Origin of the sequence: Marinobacter lutaoensis (assembly GCF_001981305.1) — a bacterium.
Classification (GTDB): Bacteria; Pseudomonadota; Gammaproteobacteria; order Pseudomonadales; family Oleiphilaceae; genus Marinobacter; species Marinobacter lutaoensis.
In genome coordinates, this window is record NZ_MSCW01000006.1 from 296,159 (window position 1) to 304,075 (window position 7,917).

Annotated in this window: 9 protein-coding genes; 6 read left to right on the top strand and 3 right to left on the bottom strand. The window is 56.2% G+C overall.

Features of this window, described 5'->3' with window-relative positions; translation table 11 throughout:
• Positions 1 to 24 precede the first annotated feature (24 nt).
• A complete protein-coding gene (locus tag BTO32_RS09550) occupies positions 25 to 1,746 on the bottom strand; it encodes a sensor domain-containing diguanylate cyclase (protein WP_076724404.1) in 1,722 nt (573 codons plus the stop codon).
• 67 nt (positions 1,747 to 1,813) lie between these two features.
• On the bottom strand, positions 1,814 to 2,170 hold the full coding sequence (locus tag BTO32_RS09555) for a helix-turn-helix domain-containing protein (protein WP_076724405.1): 357 nt from the start codon (positions 2,168 to 2,170) through the stop codon (positions 1,814 to 1,816).
• A gap of 106 nt (positions 2,171 to 2,276) precedes the next feature.
• Between BTO32_RS09555 and BTO32_RS09560 the strand changes: the two genes are divergently transcribed.
• On the top strand, positions 2,277 to 3,251 hold the full coding sequence (locus BTO32_RS09560; protein WP_076724406.1) for a GGDEF domain-containing protein: 975 nt from the start codon (positions 2,277 to 2,279) through the stop codon (positions 3,249 to 3,251).
• A 20-nt stretch (positions 3,252 to 3,271) separates the two neighbouring features.
• Here BTO32_RS09560 and BTO32_RS09565 read toward each other — a convergent pair whose 3' ends face one another.
• Positions 3,272 to 4,165: a LysR family transcriptional regulator gene (locus BTO32_RS09565; protein WP_076724407.1), complete on the bottom strand. Its 894-nt coding sequence runs from the start codon at positions 4,163 to 4,165 to the stop codon at positions 3,272 to 3,274.
• A gap of 117 nt (positions 4,166 to 4,282) precedes the next feature.
• On the opposite strand from BTO32_RS09565, the gene BTO32_RS09570 reads away from it, so the two are divergent.
• The 5 genes from BTO32_RS09570 to BTO32_RS17720 all read left to right on the top strand — a co-directional run bounded on the left by BTO32_RS09570 (position 4,283) and on the right by BTO32_RS17720 (position 7,775).
• Complete coding sequence (locus BTO32_RS09570; protein WP_076724408.1) at positions 4,283 to 5,299, top strand: zinc-dependent alcohol dehydrogenase family protein; 1,017 nt, start codon at positions 4,283 to 4,285, stop codon at positions 5,297 to 5,299.
• A gap of 419 nt (positions 5,300 to 5,718) precedes the next feature.
• A complete protein-coding gene (locus BTO32_RS09575) occupies positions 5,719 to 6,171 on the top strand; it encodes a hypothetical protein (protein ID WP_175618653.1) in 453 nt (150 codons plus the stop codon).
• Positions 6,168 to 7,214: a serine/threonine-protein kinase gene (locus BTO32_RS09580; RefSeq protein WP_076724410.1), complete on the top strand. Its 1,047-nt coding sequence runs from the start codon at positions 6,168 to 6,170 to the stop codon at positions 7,212 to 7,214. The genes BTO32_RS09575 and BTO32_RS09580 overlap by 4 nt, the downstream gene beginning before the upstream one ends.
• Position 7,215: 1 nt before the next feature.
• A complete protein-coding gene (locus BTO32_RS17715; protein ID WP_139339050.1) occupies positions 7,216 to 7,395 on the top strand; it encodes a hypothetical protein in 180 nt (59 codons plus the stop codon).
• 143 nt (positions 7,396 to 7,538) lie between these two features.
• On the top strand, positions 7,539 to 7,775 hold the full coding sequence (locus BTO32_RS17720) for a hypothetical protein (protein WP_139339051.1): 237 nt from the start codon (positions 7,539 to 7,541) through the stop codon (positions 7,773 to 7,775).
• The last annotated feature ends 142 nt before the right edge of the window (positions 7,776 to 7,917 follow it).

Here is a 7,917-nt window from a genome sequence, read left to right on the forward strand (position 1 = left end):
GGCGGTTTTTTTAGGCCGGGGCGGTCAGACCTGCTGGCCGCTATAGTGCCCGGTGTCTCCGTTCCGGCTGTAGACACACACCTGATTACGACCGGCCCGTTTGGCTTGGTACAGCGCCTGGTCGGCCCGGTTGAGCATGGCATCGACGGATTCCTCCACGCCAGGGTCAAGCTCGGCCACGCCCAGACTGATGGTGAAGTGCAGCCGCCGGCCGCCGCCCAGGTCCACGCCCCGGCCGGCGACGGCGTGGCGGATTTTCTCGGCCACGATCGCCGCTTCGTCCTGTTTGCAGTTTGGCAGCAGGATCACGAATTCCTCCCCACCGAAACGGGCAATCAGGTCGCTGGACCGGCTGCCGTTTCTCAATACTCGAGCCAGTTCCACCAGCACCCGGTCTCCGACGGCGTGGCCGTGGTTGTCGTTCACCGCCTTGAAGTGGTCGATGTCCATGATCAGGGCCGACAGCGGCGTTTTCTGCTGTCTGGCCATGTCCGCCAGGTTGTTGGCCTCGGTAAAGAAATGGCGCCGATTGTAGAGCTTGGTGAGCGGGTCGGTCAGGGCCTGGACCTTGAGGTCGGCCTGGGACGCCTTGATGTCCTCCAGAATCCGGATCCGGTAGGCGATGATGAAGGCCAGCATCAGCGCTTCCAAGGTGATGCCAATGCCGACGCCGTGGCTGGCCAGGTAGGTGAACCCGATGATGCCCTTGTAGAACAGGACCGCCAGGCCGTTGAACAGCAGGAAAAAGGCATGGCCGATCAGGAAGTATTTGGCGAGAGGATTGCCCTTGCGGTACAGGGACACGCTCACGGACATGGTCACCACCATCATCAGTGCCGCCAGGGAACTGGCAGGCTTGAGGGCTGCGTAGATGTCGAACAGCCCGTACACCAGGTCCGCCAGCAGGATCAGCAACATGAACTGCAGGCAGCGGTGCTCCGTGGGGTAGGCGCGCCGGGTCTCGAAGATCGCCATCATGAACAGGATCAGGAAGATGGGCATGGTGATCAGCGACAGGTGCAGACGGAACACGCCGGCGCCGTAGACGTTGAACACGTGGGCCAGCAGGCCGTAGGACAGGGCGATCCAGACCGCTCCGGAAATCAGGTAGAACGCGTAAAAAATGTTCTCCTTCTTGCTGGAAGCCAGGTACAGCAGGAAGTTGTACACGATCAGCGCCAGCAGGACCCCGATCAGCAGGGCAATGTCAACGTGGCTGCCGATCAGGGCTCGCTTGGAATGATCTTCATCCAGCAGCAGCAAGGTGAACCACTGGTGCGAGTAGGACACGCTCCGGACATACAGAGTCCGGCTCTGGCCCGCCTCCAGCCGGAACGGGTAGACGGCGCTGCCCCGGTACATCAGGGGGCTGTCGCTGGCGTGGTCCAGGTCCAGAATCTTGCGGTCCACCAGGGTATCGCCGTCCTCCAGAAAGAAGGCGACCTGGCGGTTGTGGTAGGCGTAGGGATGATGCAGGAACAGTTCCAGGTCCTGACCCGAACGGTTGACCAGTTCAATGCGCGACCAGGTGGTTTTGGCCTGGGTTCCCAAAGAGACTCGGTTACTGGATGGCGTGAACGCTTGGTTCCGGACCGTTTCGAACGCCAGGGTTTCGGTTTCGTCAACGAAGGTGGCCATGGCGAAGTCGGTCAGGTTGACGACCGGTGAATCCAGCACCACCGTGGGCGCCGCCTGGCCGCCGCAGGACAGCAGGAGCAGGGCGATCAGGGAAAGCAGTCGTGTCATGGGGCCACCCTTTCCTTGGTTTGGGGGCGTGTGCACCTGGTGACCCGGAGGGGCGAACCAGGGCCGCTCAGTCCTTGGGCTTGCGGAGGTCTGCGCTTGTGCCTGGAGCGTCGGAGTCCGTGCCAACAGTGTAGGCTCCGGCCCGTGTCTCGGCCACCATCCGGGGTTCTTCCCGCGCTGGCAGCGGGTAGAGGGTTTCGAACTCCGAAGCGAAGCGGCTCAGGGTCGTGTTGCAGGCCAGGCAGATCATCTCGACTTCCAGGTACTCCAGGCGCCGTTCACCGCTTTCATACTTGGATACGAAACTTTGGGGCTTGCCCGGTCGCTCGGCCAGGGCCGACTGGCTGAGTTCCGCCCGCTGCCGCAAGGCTCGCAGGGCCTTGCGAAAGGCCTGTTGTCGGTATGTCCACAAAGTGTTTGCCATTGCGGCACTCTATGGGCAAACTCGAAATATCCCATTTTGGGATATTGGCCTATACTTGTCGTTTTCCCGTGGGTCGGAGTCCGCCAGGCTAAGGAAGGGTAAGCAGATGAAAAAGACCGGCGACCTCAGCCGCAGTGAGCCTGAGGCCGAGAGCGGCCGCAATGGATTGTTGAAAGCGCTACCGTTGTTGATGATGGAGGCCCTGTCGTCCATCCAGCGGGGCGAGCATCTTACAGGAATACTGCCTGCGGTGTTACGCGAGGTGGAAAAATATCTGCCGGCGGCCCGCTGCCGCCTTCACCTCGCCGACGAGCTGCTGTGTGCCCAGCCGTTGAGCGCGGCGGCTGGCCGGGTCTCGGGGCCGCGGTCGCAGAGACCGCGCTGGCTGGTCCCGGGAAGCGGGTGTGAAGCCCGGGCCGGAGAAGGGTTTCCCCTGTACTCGTCCGCCGGCAAGCTGTCCGGAACCCTTCAGGTGTACTGGCAGGGGGCCCCGGACCCGACCTTCGCTCCGGTGTTGCATCTGGTCGCCAGGGTACTGGCGGCGCTGGTCGAGCACTTCTGTTTCTGCGCGCAGCTGAGCCGTAATGCCAGTCACGACGATCTCACCGGGCTGTTCAACCGCAGCATATTCTTCGAATTCCTGGAGGCGGAGCTGAACAAGGCGGCCCGGACAGGGACGGCCTTCAGCGTGATGATGATGGATCTCGACCATTTCAAGGCCATCAACGACCGTTACGGCCACGCCGCCGGTGATCAGGTGCTGAAACACTTTGCCGAGCTGCTGCGCTCGTTGCTGCGCAAGAGCGACATCATCGGCCGCATTGGCGGTGAGGAGTTCGCGGTGATTCTCCCCGACACCCACCGCCAGGCCGCCGCTGCCCTGGCGGGCGAGATCCTGCGCCGGACCGCGGCCCTGGAGGTGCTCCACGACCGGGATACCCTGGTCCGTTTCACCGTCAGCATCGGCATTTCCGCGTACCCGGACTTCGCCAACGTCAATGCCCTGATGAGCCAGGCGGACAAGGCCCTGTACCGGGCCAAGAAAAACGGCCGGAACCGGGTGGAAGTCTGCCAGGAATAGGCCGGACCGCCAGCGCCCGGTCAGCCGCGGTAGCGCAGCGCCTCGATCAGCAGCCGGAACGCCAGCGAAACCTGGCGGCGGCTGGGGTAGTAAAGGTGGTAACCGGGAAAGGGCGGGCACCAGTCGTCCAGAACCTGAATCAGCCGGCCGGCACGGACGTGGGGGTCCAGGTGATCGTTGGGCAGGCAGGCCAGACCACGGCCGGCCAGGGCAGCCTCGATGATGAGGTCCGGATCGTTGCATGTGAACTGCCCTTCTACCCGGACGTTCAGGGGCCGGCCGTCCTTTTCAAACTCCCAGGCGTAGAGCCCGCCCAGCGTGGACAGGCGCAGGTTGATGCAGACGTGATCGGTCAGGTCGTGGGGCGTTTGAGGGTAGGGGGCGGTCTCGAAGTAGGAGGGCGCGCCGGCGACGACCATCCTCATGTCCGGGCCGATCGGCACCGCGATCATGTCCTTGTCGATTTCCTCGCCCAGGCGCACGCCGGCATCGAAGCCTTCCCTGACAATGTCGACAAGCCGCTGGTCGACGGAAATCTCCACCTTCAGCTCCGGGTAGTCCGCCATCAGCCGGTCCACCACGGGTATCAAAAGACGCAGCGCGGCCGACCGGCTGGTGGTCAGGCGAAGGGTACCCGCGGGACGGTGGCGGAGTTCGTTCAGGTTCGCCAGGCGGTTTTCGATGTTCTCGTAGGCCTGGCCCAGAGTCTCCGCGAGCTGGAGACCGGCTTCCGTTGGCATCACCGAGCGGGTGGTGCGGGTCAGCAACCGGAGATCCAGCCTATCCTCCAGCCGGCGCACGGTGGCACTGAGTGAGCTTTGGGATACCCCCAACCGGGCCGCGGCCCGGGTAAAGCTCCGTTCCTGGGCAACGGCGAGAAACGCCATCAGGTCAGCCAGTTCGCGTCTGTCCATTTATATCCTGAATCGATAAGAGCATTCGTTATTTAGCACATTATCATAAAAATCCGGTGGACTATCCTGAGACAGGTTTGTTCCTGCCTTCAATCCGCCTTCAAGGAGGTATCCAACATGCGTGCAACCATGCTCTATGGCCCGGGGGATGTCCGTTACGAATCGGTGCCGGAACCGGAGATCCTGCAGCCGACCGATGCCATTATCCGCCTGTCCGCGACCTGTATCTGCGGGTCGGATCTCTGGCCCTACCGGGGCTTGCAGGAGATTTCTGCGCCACAGGCCATGGGACACGAATACTGCGGTATCGTGGAAGCGGTCGGCAGCGCGGTGACCCGCGTCAAGCCCGGCCAGTTCGTCGTCGGTTCCTTCTGTATTTCCGACAACACCTGCCCCCACTGCCGGTTCGGTTTTCAGTCCTCGTGCGAGAACCGCGAGTTCATGACCGGCGCACAGGCCCCCCTGGCACGCGTGCCCCTGGCCGATGGTACGCTGGTGGCCACCGATGACATCCCGGACGACGATCTGGTGCCCGGGCTGCTGGCGGCATCCGACGTGCTGGGCACGGGCTGGTACGCCGCCGACGCGGCGCGGGTCCGGCCCGGCTCCACGGTGGTGGTCGTGGGCGATGGCGCGGTCGGCCTGATGGCTGTTCTCGCGGCTCAGCAGAGGGGCGCGGAGCGCATCATCGCCATGAGCCGCCATCCCAAGCGGCAGGCGTTGGCACAGGCGTTCGGAGCAACGGACATCGTCTCCGAACGGGGTGAGAAAGGCATCGCCCGCATCCGGGAGATGACCGGCGGCGTGGGTGCGGATTCGGTGCTCGAATGCGTGGGAACCGCGGAATCGATGGCGCAGGCTCTGAACTGCTGCCGGCCGGGCGGCAGCATCGGCTACGTGGGCGTGCCCCATGGTGTGGAGTTCGACGGCCAGCAGCTGTTCTTCCATCAAAAGAACATGCTCGGCGGCCCCGCACCGGTGCGCCGCTTCCTGCCAGACCTGATGGAACTTGTGCTCTCGCGCAAGATCGACCCGGGCAAGGTATTCGATCTGGAGCTGCCCATCGCCGACGTGGCGGAGGGTTATCGCGCGATGGACGAACGCCGGGCCATCAAAACGTTGCTGCGGGTCTAGCGGCGGCTGCATTGCAGGGGTTTACATGCGCCGGCGGTGCTTTCAGTCCGCCGGCGCATGCCATTTATTTATAAATTAACCGTTATGCGGATACCGCGGCTGGTCGGCGGTCGCTGGTATCACAACGTAGGCGATTTCCCTTCCATGGGCGTCTCCCCGCCCCCTTTCTGATACTGTGTATTTGTACAGTACCATTGCAAGAGTAAATCGTGGATGTTAAATGATTCCATGGCGAAGCGCCTTGACATCGGCTAGGCTAATGAATGAATTGAGACATTGGCGGACGCTCGTGCCATGAAATTGCGTAATCATGACGCAGTCAAAGTTGTGCAATATTGAAGCGTTCTGCCTAATTGCTGTTATATTCCCGATCAGAGCACCAGAGTATTATTCGAAAACTTTAAGAGTGACCTTAGATAATGAGAAGCATAGGAATCAGAGTTGAACCAAAAAGCGTTACGTTTGCTGTCTACGACTTTGATAGTGCAGAAATTGTAAATATCGAAAAACTGAATGTTCCGAAAGCACTAGATATTCCAGAGCGATTGAAGTTTATAAGATCTAATATGCTCGATATTTTTAGGGAATTCGATATAACACGCGCAGGCATCAGAATTACAGAATCCAATTCACAACATCTGAATATTGCAAGACTGCAAATTGAGGGGGTCATACAAGAGGCGATCGCAAGTAGTTGCGTAGAGTCTTACTACACTGGACAAATATCGAATATATCAGCGAAGCTCGGATTTAATCGGTCTGATTTCAAAAAATATCTTGAGGGAGAAATGGATTATGAAATTGAAAACTGGGGGAATCTGACTAAGCCGGAAAAAGAAGCTGTCTTTGCTGCAATAGGAGCCGCTGCATGATCAAGCCTTATAACAGAGCGGAAGTGGCATTTGATATTCTCGAAGAGATTGGGTTCGAGGGGAAAAATTCCCAAGTATACAGAATTCATGATCATCATCTTGATGCCGAGTTAGTAATCAAGCGAGTACCTAAGGCAGATTTTAATGGCAATCAGAGTCAGTTTTTTTCTGAAGCCAAAGTGCTTTATTTGAGTTCTCATCCAAACGTAGTCCCTGTGAATTATGCATGTGAAGACAATGACTATATTTACATTGCATTGCCCTTTTTTCAAAATGGTTCCTTAAAAAAAATTATACAAAGCCGAATGCTTACGATTAGAGAAATAATACGGTATGCATGTCAGTTTTTGAGTGGGCTCCATAATATCCATTCAAAGGGATTGATCCACTTCGATTTGAAGCCAGACAATATTCTCATATCAAAAAATAATGAAGCATTAGTATCAGATTTCGGGCTAGCTAAACATACTAATCATCTTGGGTTGGCTCAGCCAGATCAAATATACAATAAACAGGTTCCTCCTGAAGCTCTGGCTGCTGCTCAGTTTTCATCAGCATTTGATATTTTTCAAGCCGGGCTGTGTCTATACAGAATGTGTAATGGTGAACACAATTTTGAGCAGCAATTTAATGCGTATATAAGCCACCAGGGTTTTGAACAAGCTAGATTTATTCAAGACGTTCAAAGCGGTGCGTTTCCTAATCGATCTTTTTTTCTTGAGCATATCCCAGAGAAATTAAGAAAAATTGTTAAAAAGGCACTCAAGGTAGATCCTGATGAACGCTTTACTACAGTCATTGACCTTATAAACGAACTTTCTGCTATTGATGGGAATGAACTTGATTGGCAGTATTGTGAAACTGGCACTGAAAGGCGATGGCAAAAAGAGGAAGATGGTAAGGTTACCTTCATAAAGATTGATCAAACGGGAAGAAGCGAAGCTAAGAAGGGAAACGATTGCAATGGATATCGTAGGATTACGAGCTATTGTAAAAGTAATATATCTGATAGAGAATTACGGCGATTCTTGAAGGACAACTAACATGAAACCGAAAATATCACTTAAAAAACAAAGGTTTATTAGTCGGTCTGATCTTGCCAAAAAGAATAACCATACATTTCGTGAGCGTATTGATGCTGCAAATGCGTGGATAGATATTGATGAGTGCCAAATTAAGCAGGTCAAACCTGGCTTTATTTCAATTATTCCCCCCTCCAAGTAAAAAAATATAACAAGCCAATGCACGCGGAGCCAGCTACGTTGCGCAATTATTTATGGTGTCGCTGCGCTCCTTTATACCACAAAAATTGCTCCACTCCGCTGGCCCGGTGATTGGGGCGTTATGTGTCTCAATAGAGTCTAAGCATGGAAATACCCTTCGATAATAATTCAGGTGAAAAGTACGTCATAGATGTTGTGACTAGTGACATCGAAACAGGTGATGGCGTAGTTCTAACTCTAAATAAGAAAGCGTGTGAAGCATTTGCAAAAATATTTAGTGAACTGGCAAAGGGATCAGACGGTACTCATGTCCACTTGGGCTACGATGAATCAGAACCCCAAGGTCCAGGTCTAAGGTTGGTGCTTAGTGACAACACATAACAAGCCGGTCAAGTTCACTCTGGACTTCCCCCAGTTCAGTGGACACGCATCGATAACTCCGCAGTGGGAGAAAACCGATGCCGGAAATGATCACGGGGAAGAAAACCCAGCAGTACAGCACTGAGTTCAAAGTCAAAGCGGT